The following is a 24,430-nucleotide window of genomic DNA, read 5'->3' as shown; positions in this document are numbered from 1 at the left end:
CTTGACGAATCTATGCCTGTGATTAACCGGACGTTCGCTTGGTGAAGGGCAGATTCGGCCAGTGCGAGTGCGGTCCCTTGGGCTGGGTGACCGCCGTAGAGCCGCCCGTTCCCAGCCAGCCGGCCAGCTTTCCGCCCTGTCCGACGGCCCGCAGCCGCCGCTCGGTGGCGTCCCGTACGGGGTCGGTGGCGACGACCAGGAGCTCGTCCCCGCGCCGCAGCACGGTCGCCGGACCCGGTACGAAGCTCTTCTCCTCCCGTACGACGAGGGTGACCGCCGCTCCCGGCGGCAGCCGCAGCTCCGCGACCTCCACGCCGTGCATCTTCGAGCCCTCCGGGATGGCGACGGACAGCAGGTGCCCGCGCAGCCGCTCAAGAGGGGCCGACTCGACGCCGAGGTCAGCCGCGCCGGAGGAGTCGCCGAGCCGGAGCGCCTTCGCCAGCCAGGGCAGGGTCGGGCCCTGGACGAGGGTGTAGACGACGACGAGCACGAAGACGATGTTGAAGACGCGTTCGCTGCCCTCGATCCCGGAGACCATCGGGATCGTGGCCAGAATGATGGGGACGGCTCCGCGCAGGCCGGCCCAGGACATCAGGGCCTGTTCCTGCCAGGGGATACGGAAGGGCAGCAGGCTGACCCAGACCTCCATGGGCCGCGCCACCACCGTCAGGACCAGGCCGATGATCACCGCCGGCCAGAAGTCGTCGCCCAGCTTGGACGGGGTCACCAGCAGGCCGAGCAGGACGAACATGCCGATCTGGGCGATCCAGCCGAGCCCCTCGGCGAAGCCGCGGTTGGCCGGGGCGTGCGGCAGCTTGGCGTTGCCGAGGACCATCGCGGCCAGGTAGACGGCGAGGAAGCCGGAGCCGTGGGCCAGGGCGCCCGCCGCGTACGCGGTGACCGCGATGGCCATGACGGCGATCGGGTAGAGGCCGGAGGCGGGCAGGGCGACGTGCCGGAGCCCGAAGGAGCCGAGGAAGCCGACCCCGAGGCCGACGGCGGCGCCGATGGCCAGCTCCATGGCGATGGTGCCGACGAGGACGTACCAGCTGTCGATCGGGCCGACCGTCGAGAAGGCGACGACGAGGATGACGACCGGGGCGTCGTTGAAGCCGGACTCGGCCTCCAGGACACCGGTCACCCGGGAGGGCAGCGGGACCTTGCGCAGGACGGAGAAGACGGCGGCGGCGTCCGTCGAGGAGACGACCGCGCCGATGATCAGGGCCTGCTGCCAGTCCAGGCCGACCAGGTAGTGGGCGGCGGCCGCCGTGATGCCCACGCTCACCGCGACGCCGACGGTCGACAGCACGACCGCCGCGGGCAACGCGGGTTTGATCTCCTTCCACTTGGTGCCCAGGCCACCCTCGGCCAGGATCACCACCAGTGCGGCATAGCCGATCACCTGCGTCAGCTCGGCGTTGTCGAACTCGACGTTGCCGATGCCGTCCTGCCCTATCGCGATCCCGATCCCCAGGTACAGGAGCAGGCTGGGGAGCCCGCTCCGGGACGAGATCCGCACCGCCGCGACGGCGATGAGCAGCACGAGTGAGCAGATGAGCAGGAGTTCATTGAGCTCGTGGACAGACAGTGACCCGTTCCTTCCCCTCACGTGCGGCCGGATCGTTCCTCCAGCAGCCGGTACTTCGTTACCTTACCTAATCTTTAACGTTTCCTTGACGCGCTCCTTGCTTCTCCTCGATCGCCAGTGCGATCTTGGGCGGCCTCCATGGGACACCGCGTCCGGGCCGTCCGGACGCTGCGCCTAAGGTTGCTCCCGTACTCCAGGACCACCCTGCCCCTCGAAGGACAGCGATGCCCTCCAACACGACCGCGCCCCCCGCCAAGAAGAAGGGGCGGCGTGCCCGCCTGATCGTCCTCGTCCTGGCCCTCGCACTGGTCGCGGGCGTCGGCTTCGGCGGGTACTGGGGCGTCAGCACCGTCCGCGCCTCGTTCCCGCAGACGACGGGCGAGCTCCGGCTCGACAGCCTGTCCGGCGAGGTCGAGGTGAAGCGCGACGCCTACGGGGTGCCGCAGATCTACGCCGACACCGAGGCCGACCTCTTCCGCGCCCAGGGCTACGTCCAGGCGCAGGACCGCTTCTACGAGATGGACGTGCGCCGTCACATGACGGCGGGCCGCCTCTCGGAGATGTTCGGCAAGAGCCAGGTCGACACCGACGCCTTCCTGCGGACGCTGGGCTGGCGCCAGGTCGCGCAGCAGGAGTACGACAAGGTCCTGTCGGCGGAGACGAAGAAGAACCTCCAGGCATATGCCGAGGGTGTCAACGCCTATCTCAAGGGCCGGGACGCGTCCGACATCTCCGTCGAGTACGCGGCGCTCGCCTTCACGGGTGACTATACGATCGAGCCCTGGACGCCGGTCGACTCGGTGGCCTGGCTCAAGGCGATGGCCTGGGACCTGCGCGGCAACATGCAGGACGAGATCGACCGCTCCCTGATGACGAGCCGGCTGAGCGCGGCGCAGATCAAGCAGCTCTACCCGGGATACCCGACCGACCTGCACCAGCCGATCGTCCCGTCCGGCGCGGTCGACAAGGAGTCGGGCAAGTTCGACCCGAAGGCCGACGCGTCGAAGAACGACGACGAGGGCGACGGTACGGGGACTGGTACCGGCACGGGCACTGGTACCGGTACCGGCTCCGGTTCCGGCAGCGCGCTCGGGGGCGTGCAGTCCCAGCTGGGCGCGCTCTCCGAGGCCCTCGACGAGATCCCGGCCCTGCTCGGCCCGAACGGCAACGGCATCGGCTCGAACTCGTGGGTCGTCTCCGGCCAGTACACGACCTCCGGCAAGCCGCTGCTCGCGAACGACCCGCACCTCGCCCCGATGCTGCCGTCCCTCTGGTACCAGATGGGCCTGCACTGCCGCTCCGTCTCGGCCACCTGCCGCTACGACGTCTCGGGCTACACCTTCTCCGGCACCCCCGGCGTGATCATCGGCCACAACGACACCGTCGCCTGGGGCCTCACCAACCTGGGCGCCGACGTCACCGACCTGTACCTGGAGAAGGTCTCGGACACGGGCTATGTGGTGGACGGCAAGGTCAAGCCGTTCACGGTCCGCGACGAGGTCATCAAGGTCGCAGGCGGCGGCGACCGGAAGATCACGATCCGTTCGACCGAGCATGGCCCCCTGGTCTCCGACCGCTCCTCCGAACTTGAGAAGGTCGGCCAGAAGGCCCCCGTCGGCAACGCGGCCCCCGACCGGGGCAACGGCTACGCCGTCTCCCTCCAGTGGACCGCCCTGCAGCCCGGCAAGTCCATGGACGCGATCTTCCAGCTCAACCGCGCCAAGAACTTCAAGGACTTCCGCGCCGCGGCCAAGAACTTCGAGGTCCCCTCCCAGAACCTGATCTACGCCGACGCCGAGAACATCGGCTACCAGGCGCCCGGCAAGATCCCGGTGCGCGCCAAGGGCGACGGAACCGTACCGGCGCCCGGCTGGGACTCCCGGTACAAGTGGAAGGGCTACATCCCGTACGACGAGCTGCCGTACGAGCTGAACCCCGACCGCGGCTACATCGTCACCGCCAACCAGGCCGTCGTCGACAAGAAGAAGTACCCCTACCTCCTTACGGAGGACTGGGGCTACGGCTCGCGCAGCCAGCGGATCAACGACCTCGTCGAGTCGAAGATCAAGGACGGCGGGAAGATCTCGCCCGACGACATGCGGACCATGCAGATGGACAACCGCAGCGAGATCGCGACCCTGCTCAACCCGCTCCTCCTGAAGATCGACATCTCGGACCCGTACGTCCGCGAGGCGCAGAAGCTGCTCGAAGGCTGGGACTACACCCAGGAGCCCGACTCGGCCGCCGCCGCGTACTTCAACGCGGTCTGGCGCAACGTCCTCAAGCTCGCCTTCGGCGACAAGCTGCCGAAGGAGCTGCGGGCCGAGGACGACTGCATCAGCGTCCGCCCGGCGGACCTGACCGGTCTCCCGGTCGACGAGCAGAACAAGCGCGTACGGGAGTGCGGCGAGCGCGACGGGGACACGGCGCAGCCGGACGGCGGCGACCGCTGGTACGAGGTGGTCCGCCCGCTGCTCAAGCAGGAGAACAGCGAGTGGTGGAAGACCGAGGCCAACCGCATGGACCAGGCCACCGAGACCCGTGACCAGCTGCTCGCCCGCGCCATGGAGGACGCCCGCTGGGAGCTGACCGCCAAGCTCGGCAAGGACGTCTCCACCTGGAGCTGGGGCCGGCTGCACCAGCTGACCCTGCAGAACCAGACCCTCGGCACGGCCGGACCGGGCTTCGTCCAGTCCCTGCTGAACCGCGGCCCGTGGAACCTGGGCGGCGGCGAGGCGGCCGTCAACGCGACCGGCTGGAACGCGGCCGGCGGCTACGGAGTCGTCTGGGTCCCGTCGATGCGCATGGTCGTGAACGTCGGCGACTGGGACCGGTCCCGCTGGATAAACCTGTCGGGTGCCTCGGGCCACGCGTACCACGACAACTACACCGACCAGACCGACAAGTGGGTCAAGGGCGAGCTGCTCGACTGGCCCTTCGGCAAGGCGGCGGTCGACGCCTCGACGAAGGACACGCTGCTCCTGAAGCCGTAGGGGCTAAGGGGACGGGCTGAAGCGGACGACCCCCTCCGGGGTCACCACCGCGTGCACGGGGTGGTCGTGCGGTTCCTCCGGGACCCGGGCGACCACCTCGTTCGCGTGCAGGAGGACGACGAGCGCCGGGTCCGCGCCCGCCCGGGCGAGCCGGGCGAGGACCCGGTCGTACGAGCCGCCGCCCCGCCCGAGCCGCATCCCGCGCGCGTCGACCGCGAGGCCGGGCAGCAGGACCACGTCCGCCGCGCACACGGCCTCGGGGCCGAGTCGCGGACCGGTCGGCTCCAGGAGCCCCCGGCCGGCCTTCGCCAGGCCCTCGGACCCCTCGTACTCCGCCCAGTCGAGGTCGTTGTCGGGCAGCAGTACGGGGAGCAGGACGCGGACGCCCCGGGCGCGCAGAACGTCCAGCAACGCGCGCGTGCCCGGTTCGCGGCCCACCGACACGTAGGCGGCCACGGTCGAGGCCTCGGCCAGCTCGGAGAGCTCCCGCGCACCCCGCGCGAGCAGCTCGGCGGCCGATTCGACATCATGGCTGGTCAGCTGGGCGCGGGCGGCGAGGAGTTGGCGGCGCAAGGCGGCCTTTTCGGTCATGTCGGCCGTCACCGGGACATCGCGTGGCTTCACTAACCTCTCGTAACTGTCTTTATGCACAGGAAGTTAATCGGAGCCCCATCTTCCTCTCATACCGAGCGGCTATGGTGCTCCGCATGACTCAGTCGCCTCCCAGGATCAGCAAGGCTGTCATCCCGGCCGCCGGTCTCGGCACGCGGTTCCTCCCGGCCACCAAGGCCACCCCCAAGGAAATGCTGCCGGTCGTCGACAAGCCCGCGATCCAGTACGTCGTCGAGGAGGCCGTCGCGGCCGGACTCTCCGACGTCCTCATGATCACCGGTCGGAACAAGCGTCCCCTCGAGGACCACTTCGACCGGAACTACGAACTGGAGGAGGCGCTGGCCCGCAAGGGCGACGAGGAACGCCTCTCCAAGGTGCAGGAGTCCAGCGACCTGGCCACCATGCACTACGTGCGTCAGGGCGCCCCGCGCGGCCTCGGCCACGCCGTGCTCTGCGCGGCCCCGCACGTCGGCGACCAGCCCTTCGCCGTACTGCTCGGCGACGACCTGATCGACCCGCGCGACCCGCTGCTCTCGCGGATGGTGGACATCCAGGAGCGCGAGGGTGGCAGCGTGATCGCGCTCATGGAGGTCGAGCCCTCGCAGATCCACCTCTACGGCTGCGCGGCGGTCGAGGCGACGGTCGACTCCGACGTCGTGAAGGTGACGGACCTGGTCGAGAAGCCGGACGTGGACGAGGCGCCGAGCAACTACGCGATCATCGGCCGTTATGTACTGGATCCGGCCATCTTCGGGATACTGCGGGAGACCGAGCCGGGCCGCGGCAACGAGATCCAGCTGACCGACGCCCTGCAGAAACTCGCCAAGGACGAAAAGATCGGCGGCCCGGTCCATGGTGTGGTCTTCAAGGGCCGGCGCTATGACACCGGTGACCGCGGGGACTATCTGCGTGCCATTGTCAGACTGGCGTGCGAACGTGAAGACCTGGGACCGGACTTCCGGACCTGGCTCCGCAAGTACGTCAGCGAGGAGATGTAGCACCTTGAGCAGCAGCACGGCACCGGTGCCAGGCGACCCGGCGGAGGACAAGGCGGAGGCGTCGTCCCAGGAGGCGTCCGTCGGCGACGCGTCCGAGGGTTCCGGCGATCCCTGCGCGGGGCCGTCCCGGGGCCTGTGGTCGGTGGACGAGCACCTGGCGGACGTCCTCGGGGCGATCACCCCGCTCGAACCGATCGAGCTGCAACTGCCCGACGCCCAGGGCTGTGTCCTCGTCGAGGACGTCACGGTGCCGGTCGCGCTGCCCCCGTTCGACAACAGCTCCATGGACGGTTACGCGGTCCGGGTCGCCGATGTCGCCGGTGCCACCGAGGAGTTCCCCGCGGTCCTGACCGTGATCGGTGACGTGGCGGCGGGCGCGGGCGGCCTCCCGGTCGTCGGCCCCGGCGAGGCCGCCCGCATCATGACCGGCGCCCCGCTGCCGCCCGGCGCCGAGGCCGTGGTGCCGGTCGAGTGGACCGACGGCGGTACGGGCGGGGGAGCGGCCAGCGGGATGCGCGCCGCGAGCGCCGCCCCCGAGGGCGCGCGCGGCGAGGTCCGCGTCCACCGGTCCGCCGAGGCCCGCGCGCACGTCCGCGCGCGCGGCAGCGACGTCCAGGCCGGCGACCTCGCGCTGGAGGCGGGCACGGTCCTCGGCCCGCCGCAGATCGGGCTGCTCGCGGCCATCGGCCGCGCCACCGTGCGCGTACGCCCCCGCCCCCGGGTGGTCGTGATCTCTACCGGCAGCGAACTGGCACAGCCCGGCGAGGAGTTGGCCGAGGGCCAGATCTACGACTCGAACAGCTTCGCGCTCGCCGCGGCCGCGCGCGACGCCGGGGCGATCGCGTACCGGGTCGGCGCCGTCACCGACGAGGCCGAGACGCTGCGCGCCACCATCGAGGACCAGCTGATCCGGGCCGACCTCCTCGTCACCACGGGCGGGGTGAGCGTCGGCGCGTACGACGTGGTCAAGGAGGCGCTGACGACGGCCGGCCAGTTCGAGGGCCAGGTCGACTTCCGCAAGCTCGCGATGCAGCCGGGCAAGCCGCAGGGGTTCGGGACGATCGGCCCGGAGCACACGCCGCTGCTCGCCCTGCCGGGCAACCCGGTCTCCTCGTACGTCTCCTTCGAGCTCTTCGTCCGTCCCGCGATCCGGGCGCTCATGGGCCTGGAGGAGCTCCACCGGCCGACGGTCAGGGCCGTGCTCGCCGCCGACAAGCCGCTGTCGTCCCCGGCCGGCCGCCGCCAGTTCCTGCGCGGGACGTACGACGCCGAGACCGGCACCGTCACTCCCGTGGGCGGAGCGGGCTCGCATCTGATCGCCGCGCTCGCGCACGCGAACGCCCTGCTCGTCGTACCGGAGGACAATACGGAGGTGGCGCCCGGCGCCGAGCTGGACGTGGTCCTTCTCGGCTGAGGAGGCCCTGGTGGCGGTACCGTGGCGTCCCACACAGCGACCGGGAGTGTCACGGCCATGAGCACGCAGCAAGGACTCACCCACATCGACGAGGCGGGGGCGGCCCGCATGGTCGACGTCTCGGGGAAGGACGTCACGGCGCGGACCGCGCGCGCCAGCGGCCGTGTCCTCGTCTCGCCGCGCGTGATCGAGCTGCTGCGCGGCGAGGGCGTCCCGAAGGGCGACGCGCTCGCCACCGCCCGTATCGCCGGGATCATGGGCGCCAAGAAGACCCCGGACCTGATCCCCCTCTGCCACCCCCTCGCGGTCTCGGGCGTGACCCTCGACCTCACCGTCGCCGACGACGCGGTCGAGATCCTGGCGACCGTGAAGACGACGGACCGCACGGGCGTCGAGATGGAGGCCCTGACGGCGGTCTCGGTGGCGGCGCTGACGGTGGTCGACATGATCAAGGCGGTCGACAAGGGCGCGGTCATCTCCGACGTACGGGTGGAGGAGAAGACGGGCGGCAAGTCGGGCACGTGGACGAGGACCGAGTCATGACGACGGACGCGACCGCGACGGACGCGACCGCGACGGACGCGACCGCGACGGACGCGACCGCGACGGCCGAGCTGCACGCGCAGGCGCGCGCCGGACGGGTCGGCGGGACGACGCACGGCCACGAGGGCCATGCGGCTGACTCGGACGGGGCGGCCGACGGGACGGCATCCGAACCCCAGCCCTCCTCGGGCGCCGGCGCCGCCCTCGCCTCCCCCTACTCGGCGCTCGTCGTCACCGCCTCCAACCGGGCCGCGGCCGGGGTGTACGAGGACAAGGGCGGCCCGCTGATCGCGGAGGGCCTGACGCGGCTCGGCTTCGCGGTCGACGGCCCGCAGGTCGTGCCGGACGGCGCGCCCGTCGAGGCGGCGCTGCGGGCCGGGATCGAGGCCGGGTACGACGTCATCCTCACCACCGGCGGTACGGGCATCTCGCCGACCGACGCCACGCCCGAGGTCACCCGCCGGGTCCTCGACCGGGAGATCCCGGGGATCCCCGAGGCGATCCGCGCGTACGGCCGGGACAAGGTGCCGACGGCGGCGCTGTCGCGGGGCCTCGCGGGGGTCGCGCGCGGGACGCTGATCGTGAACCTGCCGGGTTCCTCGGGCGGGGTCCGCGACGGCCTCGCCGTCCTGGAGCACCTCCTCGTCCACGCCGTCGACCAGATCCGCGGCGGCGACCACCCGAGACCGTCATGATCCCGTCCTGGCCCGTGATCCTCGCCGACGGCGATGTCGTGCTGCGGCCGATAAAGCTGCGCGATCAGCGGGCCTGGCGCGAGGTGAACCGGCGCAACCGGGACTGGCTGCGCCCCTGGGAGGCGACCATCCCGCCGGCGGCGCCCGGCGCCCCGGTCGCGCAGCGGCCGACGTACCGGCAGATGGTCCGCCATCTGCGGGGCGAGGCGAACGCGGGCCGGATGCTGCCGTTCGTGATCGAGTTCCGGGGGCAGCTGGTCGGTCAGCTGACGGTCGCGGGGATCACGTGGGGCTCGATGTGCTCGGGCCACGTGGGGTACTGGGTGGACAGCGGGGTGGCGGGCCGGGGCGTCATGCCGACGGCGGTCGCGCTCGTGGTCGACCACTGCTTCCGCAACGTGGGGCTGCACCGGATCGAGGTCTGCATTCGCCCGGAGAACCTGCCCTCGCGGCGGGTCGTGGAGAAATTGGGATTCCGGGAGGAGGGGCTGCGCCCCCGCTACCTCCACATCGACGGGGCGTGGCGGGACCATCTGGTCTTCGCGCTCACGGCCGAGGAAGTCCCCGAGGGGCTGGTGCGGCGCTGGCACCAGGCGAGACCCTCGCACCCCGCACAATGAAATAAACGTTCGAATTCAATCAGCGGTTGATCGCCAATCGATCTGAACAATCACAAAAAAGTTCAGTGATATCAGCCAGATCGTGCGACACACCGGGCCAATTGGCCGATGCCCTCCCGCGAACCCCTCTACGGTGTGAGGCGTGAGCAGCAGCGGCCTCATCTACGCAGTCATTGTCGGGGCCTGGGCCGCCTACTTGGTGCCGATGTGGCTCCGCAGGCAGGACGAGCTCAACGAGGCCCGTCCGACGGAACGCTTCAGCACCGCCATCCGGCTTCTGTCCGGACGGGCGGGTATGGAGCGTCGGTACGCCAAGGAGCTGAAGGACCGGGAGCCCGGCGTCGACCCGGACGTGGAGACCGAGCATCTGAGCTCGGTCGACGTCCGGGCCTTTTCCGCGCCCGCGTCCAGGACGGAAGCCCGGCTGGAGGTCCCGGAACAGGCTCCCGCGCCCGCCCCGGCGGCCCCGGTGCGGCGGCCCTCGAAGGCGCCCTCGAAGGCGTCCGTCGAACGGGCCCGGCGCAGCAAGGTCCTCGCCCGGCGCCGCCGGACCACGGTCGTCCTCTTCCTCGCCTTCACCCTCGGCGCGGTCGTCGCGGCGGTCGGCGGCCTGGCGTTCCTGTGGGCGCCGGCGGTCCCGGCGGTGCTGCTGAGCGCGTACATCGTGCATCTGCGGACGAAGGAGCGCCGGCGGTTCGTGTACGTGATGGACCGTCGGCGCGCGGAGGCGGCGGCGGCCCGGCTGCGGGAGAACCGCCCGCGCCGCCCGGCGGCGCCCGCCGAGCCGGAGGACGAGCCGGCCCGACCCGAACCGGAACCGGCTCCCGAGGTCTCCCCGCAGGAGGCCGGCCGCCGCGCGCTCGTCGAGCAGACGGACCACGCGGAATGGGTGGACCAGCAGCGCGAACGCGGCCCGGCCCGGGGCGACAGCTGGGACCCGGTCCCGGTCCCGCTCCCCACGTACGTCACCGCTCCGGTCGCCCCGCGCGCCACGAGCGGCATCGACATCACGGACCCGGAGACCTGGAGCTCGGCCCGCTCCTCCACGGCGGCCCCCGACGCACCCACGGCCACCCCCGCCCCGAACGCGAACCCGAACCCGAATCCGAACCCGGCCCCGCGCCAGCGCACAACCCCGCCCCGCTCCCGCCGCGACCACGGCCGCACCCCGCTCTTCGACCAGTACGCGGACGACGACCGCCCCCGCGCGGCCAACGAATGACCCCCGCCCGCCGGCTCCCGGCAGCCCTCGGCTGACCTGCGGGGGAACGGATTTCCATGCACCCCGATCGGGATGCTAATGTTTCTCACGTCGCAAGGGCCTGTGGCGCAGTCTGGTAGCGCACCTCGTTCGCATCGAGGGGGTCTGGGGTTCAAATCCCCACAGGTCCACAAACGACAGTTCTTGAGTAGCTCTCAGGAACGGTGACGAGATCCCGTCCGATCGCAAGATCGGACGGGATCTTCGTCGTTTCGGGGGCCGTTCGATGCCTGTCCGGGGTGGTGGATGCCGACGGGGGCGGGCCGGCGGCGTGTGCAACCGCCTGATGGCGAGCGGGCAGGGAGGGGCTTTTTGCCGGACGCGGAGTTCTTCGAGTGCATCGAGTCCCGGGGCTATCGGGCTGGTAGGCCCGGAGAGGAAGTCCAGGATGCCGCACTGGAGTTCCTGCGTTGCAGTCGGAATGCTCGCTCATGAGCTTGCGCGGACCGGATCGAGCCGCTCAAGCCGGCTCCGGTCGGTGGCGCACGTGCCTCACTTCTTCCGGCCCTTGAGTCAGGCCTCTTGCAGCGGCTTGGCGAAGCAGCGGCTGTTGTCGTAGTCGCGGTAGTGGCCGAACTTCGGGCACGGGGCGTAGCCGCTGGAGGTGTAGAGGGCGATCGCCTCCGGTTGGGCCGTGCCCGTTTCCAGGACCATGCGGGTGCGGCCCGCCGCGCGGGCGTCGTTCTCCAGGGCTGCCAGGATGCGGCGGGCCAGGCCCAGGCCGCGGGCCTCGGGGATCACGTACATGCGCTTGAGCTCGGCGTCGCCGTCCGCGTAGCCATGGTCGTTCGCGTCCTGGGCGCGCCAGGCGCCGGACGCGACCGGGCGGCCCTCGTCGTCGTACGCGAGGAGGTAGAGGCCGTGCGGCGGGACGAACATCCCCGGGTCGAGCGGTGTGGCGTCGCCCTCACCGCCGTAGCGGATGACGTACTCCTGCATCACCTCGTCCTGGAGCTTCACCGCGTCAGGGTGGTCGTAGGTGGTGGGGCGTATGTTCATGGTGGGGAGTGTATAGGTATGCGGTCAGCTTGGTCGGTACTCTCCTTGGATGTTCATTGTCACCTCCGCCAATGTCAACGGTCTCCGTGCCGCCGCCAAGAAGGGCTTCGTGGAGTGGCTCGCCGAGACCTCCGCCGACGCCGTCTGCCTGCAGGAAGTCCGCGCCGAGGAGTCCCAGCTGCCCGCCGAGGTGCGCGCGCCCGAGGGCTGGTTCACCGCGCACGCGCCCGCCGCCGCCAAGGGGCGCGCCGGCGTCTCCCTCTACACCCGGCGTGAGCCCGACGCCGTTCGCGTGGGGTTCGGGTCGAGCGAGTTCGACTCCAGTGGGCGGTACATCGAGGCCGATCTGCCCGGTGTCACCGTCGCCAGCCTCTACCTGCCCAGTGGTGAGGTCGGTACCGAGCGGCAGGACGAGAAGGTTCGGTTCATGGACGAGTTCCTGCCATACCTGAAGGAGCTCAAGGAGCGCGCCGCCGCCGACGGGCGTGAGGTCGTCGTCTGCGGCGACTGGAACATCGCCCACCGCGAGGCCGACCTCAAGAACTGGAAGGCCAACCAGAAGAACGCCGGCTTCCTCCCCGAGGAGCGGGCCTGGCTCGGGCGGGTCTTCGAGGAGGGTGAGTACGTCGACGTCGTGCGCGCGCTCCACCCTGATCAGGACGGGCCCTACTCCTGGTGGTCCTACCGCGGCCGCGCCTTCGACAACGACAGCGGCTGGCGCATCGACTACCAGGTCGCCACCCCCGGCCTCGCCGCCAAGGCCGTGAAGGCCTTCGTCGAGCGGGCCGCCACCCATGCGGAGCGGTGGAGCGACCACGCGCCCGTCACGGCTGTGTATGAGATGTAGCCGGGCCGTGGCAGCTCGGTGTTCTGGAATTCTGGGTTTTGGGGTTGCTCCTGTGCGTTAGTTTGCTTGGGAATTCCGTCGGGCCTGGGGGAACGTTGAGCGGTCGCATTCTCGTCGCCGAAGACGACTCGAAACAGTCGCGGCTCATTCGCGTCTATCTGGAACGCGAAGGCCACGCCGTTCAGGTCGTCGCCGACGGGCGCGCCGCGCTCGAAAAGGCCCGTTCCAGCCGGCCCGATCTGATCGTGCTCGACGTGATGCTTCCGTACGTCGACGGCCTCGACGTCTGCCGCATTCTGCGCGCCGAGGCCTCCGACGTACCCATCCTGCTGCTCACCGCCCGCTCCACCGAGGAGGACATGCTCCTCGGGCTCGACCTCGGCGCCGACGACTACCTCACCAAGCCCTACAGCCCCCGCGAGCTCACCGCCCGCGTCCGGGCCCTGCTCCGCCGGTCCGGGCGGGGTGCGGGTGCCGCCGGGGACGTGCTGCTGCGGGTCGGCGAGGTCGAGTTGGACACCGCGCGGTTCGAGGTGCGCGTGGCCGGGCGGCCCGTGGCGCTGACCTCGAAGGAGTTCTCCATCCTGGAGACCCTGGCCCGCGAACCGGGCCGGGTCTTCACCCGGGCCCAGATCATCGAGCGCGTCTTCGGCTTCGACCGCGACGTCCTGGAGCGGACCGTCGACGTGCACATGCGCAACCTGCGCCTCAAGGTGGAGGCCGAGCCGACCCGGCCGCGGTATCTGGAGACCGTGTACGGGCGGGGGTATCGGTTCGCCGATGCCGACGGGGGCCTGGGTGGTGGGTCGTGAGCTTTCGGGTGCGGGTGCTCGGGCTCGTGCTGCTCGTCGCCGTCGCCGCCACCGCCGCGACCGCCTGGCTGACCCTGCGGCAGGCCACCAGCCAGCTCCGAGAGTCGGCTGCCGCCGACCGCCAGGTCGCCGCCCGGATCACCGGTGAACTCCTCCGGTACGGGCAGACCCACGGCACCTGGGACGGTGTCGCCGAGGTCGTCCGTACCCTCGCCCTCGACACCGGTCAGCGCATCCGGATCAGTACGGCCAACCAGGGTCAGATCGCCGACTCCGACACCGTCCTCGGCCACCGACCGCGCCCCGGCGGCACCGCGCCGCCCCTCCTTGTCGATCCACGGCCCACGCTGCGGCTGCCGGGCTGGGAGTACTTTCCCTCCGTCGCCAAGGTGGCCGCCGGCGCCATCGACTCGTACGCGAACGGCGTGACCTACGCCGCCTGCCTGACCCGCGCCGGGCACACCGTCACCACCCGCCCCGGCGACACCGGCGTCCCCGTCTTCACCGACGCCGGGGCGGCCGGAGCGGAGACGGGCCGGGGCGCCTCCTGCGTCAAGCAGGAGCGGGTACGGGCCGGCGGCACCGACCTCGACGCCGTCCTCACCTGCGAGGTCGTCCGGGACGGCGCGCGCACCGCCTGCCTGCAGCGGGTGTTCCACGAGCGGACCGCGAGCGTCGCGCCCCAGCCCCTCAGCGTCCACCTCGGCGCCCTGGACGACACCGGGGGCGGCGGCACGCTCGCCGTCGGCCCCACCGCTGCCGTCGCCGCGGGCGTCGCCACCGCGGCCGTCGTCTGCGCGCTGCTCCTGAGCCGGGCGGTCCTGCGGCCGGTACGGGCCCTCACCGCCGCCTCCCGTGGCCTCGGCGAGGGCGACCTGGCGCGGCGCGTCCCCGGCGCGGGCCGGGACGAGATCGCCGAACTCGGACGGTCCTTCAACCGCATGGCCGACTCGCTCCAGGAGAGCGAGGAGCGCCAGCGGCGCCTCGTCGGGGACATCGCCCACGAGCTGCGCACCCCGCTGGCCAACCTCCGGGGCTATCTGGAGGCGCTGCGCGACGGGGTCCTGGAGCCCGACGCCGAGCTGCTCGACTCGCTCCACGAGGAGGTCCTGCTCCAGCAGCGGATCGTCGACGACCTCCAGGACCTCGCCCTCGCGGAGGCGGGCGCCCTCACGTACCACCGGGGCGACCTCGACGCGCGCGAGCTCGTGGAGACCTGTCGTACCGCGCACAGCGCCCTGGCGTCCGCGGCCGGGGTGCGGATCACGACCGACACCGCCGGTCCCGTGCCGCTGTACGGCGATCCCGGGCGGCTGCGCCAGGCGCTGAGCAACCTGGTCGGCAACGCGGTGCGGCATACGGCTCCCGGGGGCGGCGTCCGGCTGGAACTGGCCGAGCGCGACGAGATGGTCCGGATCGCGGTCCGGGACACGGGCAGCGGGATTCCGGCGGACCAGCTGCCCCGCCTCTTCGACCGCTTCTGGCGGGCGGACGCGGCGCGCGGGCGGGCCACCGGGGGCAGCGGGCTCGGTCTGTCGATCGCCCGGCAGATCGTGGCCGACCATCACGGGGCCATCGAGGTGAGCAGCGAGGTGGGTGTCGGCTCGGTGTTCACGATCGTGCTGCCGGCGGCGCCGAAGCGGGCGCCGGGCGTCGGCTGAGCCGGGGTGGCCCCCTGCCCGCCCGTCCGGGCGGGCAGGGGGCCGTCTTGCCGGGTCAGCACCTGCTCGGGGCGCCGTTGTTGTTGAGCAGGCTGTCCTTGATCCAGCCCGAGACGCCGGTGCTGTTGTCCCGTACGTGGGACCACGTGCCGCTCTGGCCGCTCACCCAACAGTGCAGGGTGAGGCTGTGGCCCATCTGCGCCTGACCGTGCGACACGCACTCGGTCGTGGGGCCGGAGCGGATGTTCACGGCGTTCGAGTTCGTGCTGCCCGCCGCGTTGTCCTTGTTCGACCAGCCGGGCTGGGTGCACGCGGCGGCGCCGGTGGGCGCCGCGACGGCGGTGGTGGGCAGGACAAGGCCACCGGTGGCCACGACGGCACCTACGGCCACCGCGGCGAGCTTCGTCCGAAGACGCATCAATCTCTCCTGAACTCTGGGGAATTCCCGCTCGGTCCGAGCGGGACCGGTTCGTTCGTTCGAGTGCGGAGAAAGAATTGCGTCACCGGGTACGGCAGTTCAATGGCCCACAGCTTCCTCGGCCGCTTTTGTGCGGTGGGGTGTACGGGGATTCCGGGGGCGCTCTTGAGTAATTCTGTGCTGTTGCGTGATCGTTCTTCGGATGGCCTTGGAATTCCGGTCGGGGGTATTCCGCGTTCCTCGTCTGCGGGGGCTGTCGGGGGTCCTTCCGTCCGGTCCCGCCGGAGGCTCCCGTACCGCGTCGGTGGAAAGCGGCCAAGCCGTCCAGGGGGTTCCGGATACTCAGGTTGGCCGTTTTCTGTCGGTCCGTCAGGTCGCGCTCACGTGCCCGCCAGGGCCTCCGTCGGGGACAGGCGGCTCGCGCGGACGGCCGGGTAGAGGCCGGCGATCACGCCGATCAGGAGCGTGGACCCCACCCCCGCGGCGCTCGCCCAGACCGGGACGACCGTGGGCCAGCCCCGGGACGTCGCGTACACGGCGGTGATCAGCGTGCCGAGCACGGTGCCGCCCAGGCCGCCGATCACGGAGAGGAGCAGGGACTCCGTCACGAACTGGGTGCGGATCTGGCCCCGGGTGGCGCCCAGCGCGCGGCGCAGGCCGATCTCCGGGCGGCGCTCCAGGACCGAGATGACCATGGTGTTGCCGACCCCGACCCCGCCGACGAGCAGGGCGACGCCGCCGAGGCCGAGGAGGAGCCCGGTGAGGGCCGACTCCGTGGCCTCGCGGGCCGCGAGTGCGTCCGAGGGGCGGGAGATCTGCACCTCGCCGGGCTTCTCGGGGAAGGCGGTGGCGGCCAGGACGGACCGTACGGCGGAGACCTGGCTGTCCTCGGTCCGTACGTAGACGGTCGACGGATGCCCGCCGAAGCGGAGGTACGTCCGGGCCGCCGGCCAGCCGACGAGCGCGGCGTTGTCCAGCTCCGGGGCGAGGGGGACCGGATCCAGGACGCCGACCAGGGAGAACCAGCGGCCGCCGAGCCAGACCCGGGTGCCGGGCGTGTACACGTCCAGGCGCTGGGCGGCGGCGGAGCCGAGCACCACGGCCGGGTACGTCTCGGTCGCCGCGTCCAGCCAGCGGCCCCGGTGGAGCCGGCCGCCGACGGCGGGCAGCAGCTCGCGGCCCGCCGCGAGGACGTCGAGGGAGCCGGTACGGCCGACGGCGATGCGCTCGTTGCGGTAGACGTGGGCGGTGGTCGCGCCGGTCGCGGCGACCTGGCGCACGGGCGGGATGCGGTCGATCATGGTCACGGATTCGGCGGGCAGTTGGGCCTTGCCGCCTTCGAGGGTGTTGCCCGGGGCGACCCGGAGCAGGTTGGTCCCGAGCGCGTCGAGCCTGCGGTCCACCTCCGCCCGGCCCGAGCCGGAGATGCCGACGACCGCGATCATGGCGGCGACGCCGATCGCGATGCCGAGCGCGGAGAGGAAGACGCGCAGGGGGCGGGTGCGCAGGCCGGTGCCACCGAGCCGGACGATGTCGGCGGGGCGTAGGCGGGGGGCGCGGAGGGGAGGCCTTTCCCGCTCGCCCAGTCTGCCGGTCATCTGACGGCCTCCGTCGTCGCCGTGTCCGCGACCACGTGGCCGTCGCGCATCTCGATGCGGCGGGGGAGTGCGGCGGCGATGTCGCGGTCGTGGGTGATGATCACGACCGTCGTGCCGGACGCGTGGAGTTCGCGGAGCAGGCCCAGGACCGCCGAGCCCGACGCGGAGTCCAGGTTGCCGGTCGGCTCGTCCGCCAGCAGGACCGCCGGTTCGCCGACGACCGCGCGGGCCACCGCCACCCGCTGGCGTTCGCCGCCGGAGAGCTGGTGGGGCAGGTGGTGGACGCGGTGGCTGAGGCCGACCCGGGCCAGGGCGGCCGCCGCGCGGGCCCGCCGCCGGCGCAGCGGCGCCCCGGCGTAGAGCAGGCCGTCGGCGACCGAGTCCAGGACCGGTACGCCGACCGCCAGGTGGAACTGCTGGAAAACGAAGCCGATCCGGGTGGCCCGGAGCGCCGAGACCTCGCGGTCGGTCAGCGCCGCCACGTCGTGGCCGTCGACCAGGACCCGGCCCGCGGAGGGCCGGTCCAGGCTGCCCATCAGGTTGAGCATGCTCGACTTGCCCGAGCCCGACGGGCCGACGATCGCGACCAGTTCGCCCCGTCCCACGCGCAGACTGACGTCCCGTACCGCCGCGACGCCTCCCGGGTACGTCTTAGAGACCGCCTCGAACTCCACGACCGCAGCCCCCGAAGCCGGAGAAACCGTCACTGCGGAACCCTCACCTTCAGGCCTTCGCGGACCGCGGTGCCGCTCACCTCGACCCGGCCGTCCGCGAAGAGCCCGGTCTTCACGGCCACGAACGTGCCCTCCGAGGTCTCCAGGCCGTGCCCGCCCTCCGCGAGGGCGACGAGCGCGGCGACCGGGACGGTCAGGACGTCCTTGCGCTCCCGGCCCACGTACTCGACCGTGACGGGGCCGCTCTCCAGGCGCCCGATCGCCCGTTGGCCCGCGATCGTGATCGTCACCGGAACGGTCGCGGCCGCCCCGCCCGCGCCGCTGCCGCCGCCGTCCCCGCCGCCGCTGCCCTCGGGGGCGGTCGCGCGGTTCCCCACGGACGTCACCTTCCCCTCGACCGGGCGCCCGTCGGGCAGGTGCACGGTGACCTCGGTGTCCCGTACGGCCCAGGTCGCCTCCAGGGCCGAGGCGTCGACGACGACCTTCCGGGACGTGCCCGTGTACGTCAGGGCGTTCTCGGAGACCGCCGCGCCGAGGCGCACGCCCGCGTGGCCGATCCGTACCGTCCCGGAGGCGTAGACGACGTCACCGACGCCGATCCGGCCGGTCTGGGGCAGCCCGAGCGACTTCTGCCAGCGCTTGACCGCGCCGACGGTGCCGGAGGTGTACTTCTCGTCCACCGTGAAGCCCTTGAAGCCGAGCGCGGCGAGGTTCGACTCGAACTGCAGGACGTCCATGCCGCGCATGGGTACGGGCGCCGACCGGTTCGGTGTCGGCGTCCCCTTCCCGGGTGTCCCCGAGTTACCGGGTGTCCCCGAGTCCGGCCCGTCCGGGGCACCGGCGCCCCCCGGCGTCGGTGCCCCGGAGGGCCGGACGTTCTCGTTCTCCCCGAGACCCGGCTCCGGCGCCGCTTCCGGCCCCGGCCCCAGCCCCAGTTCGCGGTACATCGGCAGGGTTCCGTACAGCAGCACCACGGGCCGGTCGTCCACCCGCAGCAGCTCGTCCCCGCGCTCGACGCGCGCGCCCGGCTCGGGGAGCCAGGTGACGGTGCCGGTCGCCTTGACCGGCAACGGTATCTCCGCCCCGTACCCCAACTGCCCCTCCACCTTGGTCCGTTCGACGAGGGTGGCGCGGGTGACCGCGACCGTGGACTCCGTCCGCGGGGGCGCGGCCGGGTTCTCCGCACCGCCGCCGCCGAGGCCGAGCGCACCCCCTATGGCGACCGCCGTCACCACCACGAACCCCGAGGCCACGAGCAGCGTCCGCGCACGGCGTCGCCGCGTCGGCGCGGGGGCCTCGGTGACGGGTTCGGTCTCCTCCATGCCGTACGTCTCCGTGCCGGTCGTCTCTGTGCCGGTCGTCTCCGTGCCCGTCATGTCGGTCAGCCCTTGCCCGGGCCCGGGTCGACGGGGTCGCCGATGATCGGCGCGCACGTGCGGGTGGCCCGCTTGGCGCCGGCCGACGTCTGGTCCCACTCGGTGTCGGAGCCGTACCCGTCGGGTCCGGGCTCGGGGAAGTCGGGTGCGCCGTTCTTCTGCATGCACTCCGCGTAGTCGAGCCGGATCTTGATCTGCTCGGGGGTGAGCTTCGGCTGGAAGCTCTTCTCCAGGCTCTCCGGCACGGGCGGGTTGAGCGCGGCGCACTCCTGCGAGGCCTTCAGGTACGTCGGGTTCTTCTTGAGCGCCGCGTTGTCCCCGAGGTCGATCTGGCCCTTGGCGTCGGGGTCGGGCGCGTCGATGCCGTTCTCCCGCAGGCACTTCACGAAGGCGCGCTTGCCGTCGATGTACGCGGCGAGCTCACCGCCGCCGCCGCTGCCGTCAGCGCTCCCGCTCGCCTTCGACGTGCTGGAGCCCCCGGCCGTCGGCACCTTCGCGCCGCCGTCGTCGCTGCCGCAGGCGGCCAGCGCCAGGGCCATGGCCGACGCGGCGGCGGCCATCAGTACTCGGTTGGTCGTCCTCATGGGCCGACCGTAGGGAGGGGGTGATGAAGAACCTTTGAAGAACCTGTCACGCGATCATGAGGAAGGAGGAAGACCGGGACAGGATCAGGGCTGCTCGCGAAGTCGCCGGTCCAGGGCCATCGACAGTTCCGCCTCCACCACGCTCTTCGCGAGCGGGCGCAGCCGCTGGATGTCCTTCTCCTCCGCGTGCTCCCGCAGGAGTTCGGTGAAGAGCGCGGCCAGCGCGTCCGCGTGCTCGCGCACCGCACGCCCCGTCTCCAGGACGGCGGCGAGCGGGACGCCCTCCTTCACCAGGGCGGCGGAGACGTCGAGCAGGCGGCGGCTGATGTGGACGATCGTGTCGCCGTCGGTGGCGAGGTAGCCGAGGTCGAGGGCGGCCAGCAGGTTCTCGGGGGTGACCTCGCCCGCGAAGTAGTCGGCGAGCTCCTGGGGGGTGAGCCGTACCGGCTCCTCCTCGGTCGGTTCGCCGAGGCCGAGGACCTCGCTGACGTCCTTGCCGCTCTCGAAGGCGGTGTTGAGGTCGGCGATGCCGTTGAGGGTGTGGCCGCGTTCGAGGAGGGCGGCGATCGTGCGGAGTTTGGCCAGGTGGTGGTCGTCGTACCAGGCGATCCGGCCCTCGCGGCGGGGCGGCGCGATCAGTCCGCGCTCGCGGTAGAAGCGCAGGGTGCGCACGGTGATGCCGGCCTCGGCGGCGAGCTCGTCCATGCGGTACTCGCGTATGCCCGTCGCGCCGGCCCTCCCGCCCGCCTTCGCACCGGCCCTCCCGCCCGCCTTCCCAGCTGCCTTCGCGTCCGCCTTCCCGTCCGCCGTCCCCTCTGCCTTCCCGTCCGTCATCACGTCTTCCGATCGATCAGCCACGCCCGCCAGCCTATGTTGTACCGCCGGTAACTTTCCCTCGCGCGCCCCCTACCGCTCGGTATGCCGCTGCTCTACAGTCCCGATTGTGCCAGTGATTGCTGGCGGGATTGTGTGGCGCGCGGGAGGCGGCATGGCGAAGCACGAGCACGTACGAGTGGCGGTGATCGGATCGGGGTTCGGTGGACTCGGGGCCGCCGTCCGGCTGCGCCGCGAGGGGATCACCGACTTCGTCGTCCTGGAGCGGGCCGACTCCGTCGGCGGCACCTGGCGCGACAACAGCTATCCCGGCTGCGCCTGCGACGTCCCGTCGCACCTCTACTCCTTCTCCTTCGCGCCCAACCCGGACTGGCCCCGCACCTTCTCCGGCCAGCGCCACATCCGCGCCTACCTGGAGCACGTCACCGACACCTTCCGGCTCCGCCCGCACCTGCGCCTCGACCACGAGGTGACGCGGATGCGCTGGGACGGCGACGAACTGCGCTGGGAGATCGAGACCAGCCAGGGCTCCTTCACCGCCGATGTGATCGTCTCGGCGACCGGCCCGCTCTCCGACCCGAAGATCCCCGACATCCCGGGCCTCGCCGACTTCCCCGGCAAGGTCTTCCACTCCGCGCAGTGGGACCACGACTACGACCTCACCGGCAAGCGCGTCGCCATGGTCGGCACCGGCGCCTCCGCCATCCAGATCGTGCCCGCGATCCAGCCCCAGGTCGGCAAGCTCACGCTCTTCCAGCGGACGCCCCCGTGGGTGATGCCGCGCATGGACCGGGCCATCACCAGTGCCGAGCGCTGGCTCCACCGCACGCTCCCCTTCACCGGCACCGCGCGCCGAGGGCTGCTCTGGGGCATCCGCGAACTCCAGGTGAGCGCCTTCACCAAGCGCCCCGGCGAGCTGGGCCTCGTCGAGTCGCTCGCCAAGTCCAACATGGCCAAGTCGATCAAGGACCCGGCGCTGCGGGCCAAGCTGACCCCCTCGTACCGCATCGGCTGCAAGCGCATCCTGCTCTCCAACGCGTACTACCCGGCGCTCGCGCGGCCCAACGTCGACGTCGTCGCCTCGGGCCTTCGCGAGGTGCGCGGCTCGACCGTCGTGGCCGCCGACGGGACGGAGACCGAGGTCGACGCGATCGTCTTCGGTACGGGATTCCACGTCACCGACATGCCGATCGCCGACCGGGTGGTGGGCGCGGACGGCGTCGCGCTGTCCGAGGCCTGGAAGGGCGGGGTCCAGTCGCTGCGCGGCGCGACCGTCGACGGCTTCCCCAACTGGATGACGATCATCGGGCCCAACACGGGCCTCGGGAACTCCTCCATGATCCTGATGATCGAGTCCCAGCTGAACTACATGGCCGACTATCTGCGCCAGCTCGACGTCCTCGGCGGGCGCGCGGCCCTCGCCGCCCGGCCGTCCGCCGTCGGCGCCTGGAACCGCCGGGTGCAGGACCGGATGGAGCGGACCGTGTGGAAGTCGGGCGGCTGCGACAGCTGGTACCTCGACGCCAACGGCCGCAACACCACGCTGTGGCCGGGTACGACAGCCGAGTTCCGGCGCGAGACCCGACGGGTGGACCTCGCGGAGTACGAGGTGCTGAGGCCGAAGGAGAAGCCGGAGGGAGAGACCGCCCCGGTCGCCCGCCGTGCCTCCAAGAAGAAGGAGACGGTCAAGTGAGCCGGCTCTTCGGGTCCCGTACGGGATCGCTGCCCCACCCGCAGGAGGTGATCGCCGTCTCCGCCGACGGCGCCCGCGTCCATGTCGAGGTGTACGGGCCCGAGGGCGCCCCGGCCGTGGTCCTGGCCCACGGCTGGACCTGCTCGATCGCCTTCTGGTCCGAGCAGATCCGCGACCTCGCCCGCGACCACCGAGTCATCGCCTACGACCAGCGCGGTCACGGCCGCACCCCCGCCCCCGCGGACCCGTCCGGCTATTCGACCCGGGCGCTCGCCGACGACCTGGAGGCCGTGCTCGCCGCGACCCTCGCCCCGGGCGAGCGCGCGGTCCTGGCCGGGCACTCCATGGGCGGCATGACGCTGATGGCCGCCGCCACGCGCCCCGCCTTCCGGGAGCGCGCGGCCGCCGTGCTGCTCTGCTCCACCGGGCCGTCCCGGCTCGTCGCCGAGTCCCTCGTCCTGCCGCTGCCGCCGGGCGGGGTACGGACCCGGCTGACCAAGTCGGTCCTCGGTGCTCGGGCGCCGCTCGGGCCCGTCAACGCGCTGTCCCGGAAGATCCTCAAGTACGCGACGATGGGCCCCGGTTCGGCGCCCGAGCGGGTCGACGCGTGCGCCCGGATCGTGCACGCCTGCCCGCGCCGCCCGCGGGTGGCCTGGTCCCGGGTCCTCGCGGAGCTCGATCTCGACGCGGACGTACGGGAGTTGGACCTGCCCGTGGCCGTGATCGCGGGCGCGGCCGACCGGCTCACGCCGCCGGTGCACTCCCGAGGCATGGCGGGCGCGCTGCCGCAGTGCGTGGGCCTCGAGGAACTGGCGGGTATGGGTCATATGACGCCGGTGGAGGCGCCGGAGGCGGTGACGGCACGGATACGTGCGCTCGTCACCTCGTACTTGCCCGTGGAGCAGCAGCAGGAGCAGAAGGAGGAAGTGGCATGAGCAGGGTCAGCCTGGAAGGCCAGGTCGCCGTCGTCACCGGAGCGGCCCGCGGTGTCGGCGAACTCCTCGCCCGCAAGCTCTCGGCGCGCGGCGCCAAGCTCGCCCTCGTCGGCCTGGAGCCGGAGGAGCTGAAGCAGGTCGCGAGCCGGCTGCACACCGAGGCGGACTGGTGGCACGCCGACGTCACCGACCACGAGGCGATGGCCCGGGTGGCCCAGGAGGTCAAGGAGCGCTTCGGGAAGGTCGACATCGTCGTCGCCAACGCGGGCGTCGCGTCGGGCGGCCCGTTCGTGGACTCCGACCCGGTCGCCTGGCGGCGGGTCATCGAGGTCAACCTGATCGGCGGGGCCGTGACGGGACGCGCGTTCCTGCCCGTCCTGATGGAGTCGCGCGGCTACTTCCTGCAGATCGCCTCGCTCGCCGCCATGACCCCGGCGCCGATGATGACGGCGTACTGCGCCTCCAAGTCGGGCGTCGAGGCCTTCGCGCACAGCCTGCGCGCCGAGGTCGGCTACAAGGGCGTGAAGGTCGGCGTCGGCTACCTCTCCTGGACCGACACGGACATGGTGCGGGGCGCGGACCAGGACGACGTGATGAAGGAGCTGCGGCAGCGGCTGCCCTGGCCGTCGAACCGTACGTACCCGCTCGGTCCGGCCGTCGACCGGATCGTGGCCGGCATCGAGCGGCGCTCGCCGCACGTGTACGCCCAGTGGTGGCTGCGCGGGATGCAGGCGACGCGCGGCTACCTGCCGGGGATCATCGCGACGGTCGGCCGGCGCGAGATGGAGCGCTTCGAACCGCGTCTGGCCGGTGTCTCCAAGGGCCTCGTGGGCGCCGGAGGGGCGGCCGACGAGGCGGCGCGTACGGAGAGTATTTGATCGAAATGCGCGGAATGTTCCGCCGTGCCACGCTGGTCGAGGCCCAGGGGCGAGACGCCCCGATCCCCTCACACCCGTCTAGGAGTGACTTTCATGGGCACGAAGGACCAGTTCCAGGACAAGGCGAAGCAGGCCGCCGAGCAGGCGAAGCAGCGCATGGGCAACGCCCGCGAGGAAGCGTCCGAGCGCGCCTCCCAGGCCAAGGGCCGCCCCTCCGAGGAGGAGCAGCGCCGGGCCCAGCAGGAGGCCCAGGACCGCTTCGACCAGGACTACGACGCCTGACGTCTGTCCTACGAGGCCGTTGAGGCCTCCGAGAAGGCGCACCCGGGACGCCGGGTGCGCCTTCCGCGCGTGCGCCTTCCGTACGCCCCCCTGGGGGTGTCCTAAATCACGCGCC

At 71.9% G+C, this 24,430-nt stretch carries 23 protein-coding genes and 1 tRNA gene; 15 read left to right on the top strand and 9 right to left on the bottom strand.

Translation table 11 applies throughout. The annotated features are described in order from the left end of the window. Positions 1-22: 22 nt before the first annotated feature. Positions 23-1,588: a potassium/proton antiporter gene (locus ACFWRO_RS29840; protein WP_384515504.1), complete on the bottom strand. Its 1,566-nt coding sequence runs from the start codon at positions 1,586-1,588 to the stop codon at positions 23-25. A gap of 224 nt (positions 1,589-1,812) precedes the next feature. Here ACFWRO_RS29840 and ACFWRO_RS29835 point away from each other — a divergent pair, with 224 nt between their 5' ends. Beyond that, positions 1,813-4,581: a penicillin acylase family protein gene (locus ACFWRO_RS29835; RefSeq protein WP_384515422.1), complete on the top strand. Its 2,769-nt coding sequence runs from the start codon at positions 1,813-1,815 to the stop codon at positions 4,579-4,581. A 3-nt stretch (positions 4,582-4,584) separates the two neighbouring features. Here ACFWRO_RS29835 and ACFWRO_RS29830 read toward each other — a convergent pair whose 3' ends face one another. Beyond that, positions 4,585-5,172 carry a 5-formyltetrahydrofolate cyclo-ligase gene (locus ACFWRO_RS29830; protein ID WP_384515501.1) on the bottom strand — a complete coding sequence of 196 codons (588 nt, stop codon included), beginning with the start codon at positions 5,170-5,172 and terminating at the stop codon, positions 4,585-4,587. Positions 5,173-5,288: 116 nt separating this feature from the next. On the opposite strand from ACFWRO_RS29830, the gene galU reads away from it, so the two are divergent. The 7 genes from galU to ACFWRO_RS29795 all read left to right on the top strand — a co-directional run bounded on the left by galU (position 5,289) and on the right by ACFWRO_RS29795 (position 10,855). Beyond that, positions 5,289-6,191, top strand: coding sequence for a UTP--glucose-1-phosphate uridylyltransferase GalU (gene galU / locus ACFWRO_RS29825; RefSeq protein WP_384515419.1), 903 nt, complete (start codon positions 5,289-5,291; stop codon positions 6,189-6,191). Between the two features lie 133 nt (positions 6,192-6,324). Continuing rightward, positions 6,325-7,605 (top strand): gephyrin-like molybdotransferase Glp, encoded by a 1,281-nt coding sequence (gene glp / locus ACFWRO_RS29820; RefSeq protein WP_384515498.1) that lies wholly within the window; start codon positions 6,325-6,327, stop codon positions 7,603-7,605. A 57-nt stretch (positions 7,606-7,662) separates the two neighbouring features. Next, on the top strand, positions 7,663-8,148 hold the full coding sequence (gene moaC / locus ACFWRO_RS29815; protein ID WP_384515417.1) for a cyclic pyranopterin monophosphate synthase MoaC: 486 nt from the start codon (positions 7,663-7,665) through the stop codon (positions 8,146-8,148). A 71-nt stretch (positions 8,149-8,219) separates the two neighbouring features. Then, on the top strand, positions 8,220-8,843 hold the full coding sequence (locus tag ACFWRO_RS29810) for a molybdenum cofactor biosynthesis protein B (RefSeq protein WP_384515495.1): 624 nt from the start codon (positions 8,220-8,222) through the stop codon (positions 8,841-8,843). Beyond that, entirely contained in the window at positions 8,840-9,463 is a 624-nt protein-coding gene (locus ACFWRO_RS29805; RefSeq protein WP_384515414.1) for a GNAT family N-acetyltransferase, read from the top strand. The genes ACFWRO_RS29810 and ACFWRO_RS29805 overlap by 4 nt, the downstream gene beginning before the upstream one ends. A gap of 142 nt (positions 9,464-9,605) precedes the next feature. After that, the gene (locus ACFWRO_RS29800; protein WP_384515411.1) at positions 9,606-10,685 is read left to right on the top strand and encodes a hypothetical protein; all 1,080 of its coding nucleotides are present in this window, start codon (positions 9,606-9,608) and stop codon (positions 10,683-10,685) included. 96 nt (positions 10,686-10,781) lie between these two features. After that, positions 10,782-10,855 (top strand) — tRNA-Ala (locus tag ACFWRO_RS29795). Between the two features lie 382 nt (positions 10,856-11,237). Here the strand turns inward: ACFWRO_RS29795 and ACFWRO_RS29790 are convergent. Beyond that, entirely contained in the window at positions 11,238-11,723 is a 486-nt protein-coding gene (locus ACFWRO_RS29790; RefSeq protein ID WP_384515409.1) for a GNAT family N-acetyltransferase, read from the bottom strand. 49 nt (positions 11,724-11,772) lie between these two features. Here ACFWRO_RS29790 and ACFWRO_RS29785 point away from each other — a divergent pair, with 49 nt between their 5' ends. The 3 genes from ACFWRO_RS29785 (at position 11,773) to ACFWRO_RS29775 (ending at position 15,043) form a co-directional block, all read left to right on the top strand. Then, positions 11,773-12,570, top strand: a complete 798-nt coding sequence (locus ACFWRO_RS29785) for an exodeoxyribonuclease III (RefSeq protein WP_384515406.1) — start codon at positions 11,773-11,775, stop codon at positions 12,568-12,570. A gap of 95 nt (positions 12,571-12,665) precedes the next feature. Beyond that, entirely contained in the window at positions 12,666-13,382 is a 717-nt protein-coding gene (locus tag ACFWRO_RS29780) for a response regulator transcription factor (protein ID WP_384515403.1), read from the top strand. Then, complete coding sequence (locus ACFWRO_RS29775) at positions 13,379-15,043, top strand: sensor histidine kinase (protein ID WP_384515400.1); 1,665 nt, start codon at positions 13,379-13,381, stop codon at positions 15,041-15,043. Before ACFWRO_RS29780 ends, ACFWRO_RS29775 begins: the two co-directional genes overlap by 4 nt. A gap of 55 nt (positions 15,044-15,098) precedes the next feature. On the opposite strand, the gene ACFWRO_RS29770 is transcribed toward ACFWRO_RS29775, so the two are convergent. From ACFWRO_RS29770 to ACFWRO_RS29745, 6 genes are all read right to left on the bottom strand, one after another. Continuing rightward, complete coding sequence (locus ACFWRO_RS29770) at positions 15,099-15,461, bottom strand: hypothetical protein (protein ID WP_384515397.1); 363 nt, start codon at positions 15,459-15,461, stop codon at positions 15,099-15,101. Between the two features lie 380 nt (positions 15,462-15,841). Beyond that, entirely contained in the window at positions 15,842-17,059 is a 1,218-nt protein-coding gene (locus ACFWRO_RS29765) for an ABC transporter permease (RefSeq protein ID WP_384515395.1), read from the bottom strand. Next, positions 17,056-17,766, bottom strand: coding sequence for an ABC transporter ATP-binding protein (locus ACFWRO_RS29760; RefSeq protein ID WP_384515392.1), 711 nt, complete (start codon positions 17,764-17,766; stop codon positions 17,056-17,058). Before ACFWRO_RS29760 ends, ACFWRO_RS29765 begins: the two co-directional genes overlap by 4 nt. Next, on the bottom strand, positions 17,763-19,109 hold the full coding sequence (locus ACFWRO_RS29755; protein WP_384515389.1) for a peptidoglycan-binding protein: 1,347 nt from the start codon (positions 19,107-19,109) through the stop codon (positions 17,763-17,765). The genes ACFWRO_RS29760 and ACFWRO_RS29755 overlap by 4 nt, the downstream gene beginning before the upstream one ends. 5 nt (positions 19,110-19,114) lie before the next feature. Further along, positions 19,115-19,693: a hypothetical protein gene (locus ACFWRO_RS29750; protein WP_384515386.1), complete on the bottom strand. Its 579-nt coding sequence runs from the start codon at positions 19,691-19,693 to the stop codon at positions 19,115-19,117. Positions 19,694-19,777: 84 nt separating this feature from the next. Further along, positions 19,778-20,398, bottom strand: coding sequence for a MerR family transcriptional regulator (locus ACFWRO_RS29745; protein ID WP_384515492.1), 621 nt, complete (start codon positions 20,396-20,398; stop codon positions 19,778-19,780). Positions 20,399-20,681: 283 nt separating this feature from the next. Between ACFWRO_RS29745 and ACFWRO_RS29740 the strand changes: the two genes are divergently transcribed. The 4 genes from ACFWRO_RS29740 to ACFWRO_RS29725 all read left to right on the top strand — a co-directional run bounded on the left by ACFWRO_RS29740 (position 20,682) and on the right by ACFWRO_RS29725 (position 24,315). Beyond that, positions 20,682-22,220, top strand: coding sequence for a flavin-containing monooxygenase (locus tag ACFWRO_RS29740; RefSeq protein WP_384515383.1), 1,539 nt, complete (start codon positions 20,682-20,684; stop codon positions 22,218-22,220). Continuing rightward, positions 22,217-23,155: an alpha/beta fold hydrolase gene (locus ACFWRO_RS29735; protein WP_384515381.1), complete on the top strand. Its 939-nt coding sequence runs from the start codon at positions 22,217-22,219 to the stop codon at positions 23,153-23,155. Before ACFWRO_RS29740 ends, ACFWRO_RS29735 begins: the two co-directional genes overlap by 4 nt. Beyond that, positions 23,152-24,033: an SDR family oxidoreductase gene (locus ACFWRO_RS29730; protein WP_384515378.1), complete on the top strand. Its 882-nt coding sequence runs from the start codon at positions 23,152-23,154 to the stop codon at positions 24,031-24,033. The genes ACFWRO_RS29735 and ACFWRO_RS29730 overlap by 4 nt, the downstream gene beginning before the upstream one ends. A gap of 93 nt (positions 24,034-24,126) precedes the next feature. Continuing rightward, positions 24,127-24,315 (top strand): hypothetical protein, encoded by a 189-nt coding sequence (locus tag ACFWRO_RS29725; protein WP_384515375.1) that lies wholly within the window; start codon positions 24,127-24,129, stop codon positions 24,313-24,315. Positions 24,316-24,430 lie beyond the last annotated feature (115 nt).

Source organism: Streptomyces sp. NPDC058579 (genome assembly GCF_042718575.1).
Taxonomy (GTDB): domain Bacteria; phylum Actinomycetota; class Actinomycetes; order Streptomycetales; family Streptomycetaceae; genus Streptomyces.
This window is presented reverse-complemented; position numbering and strand designations above follow the sequence as displayed.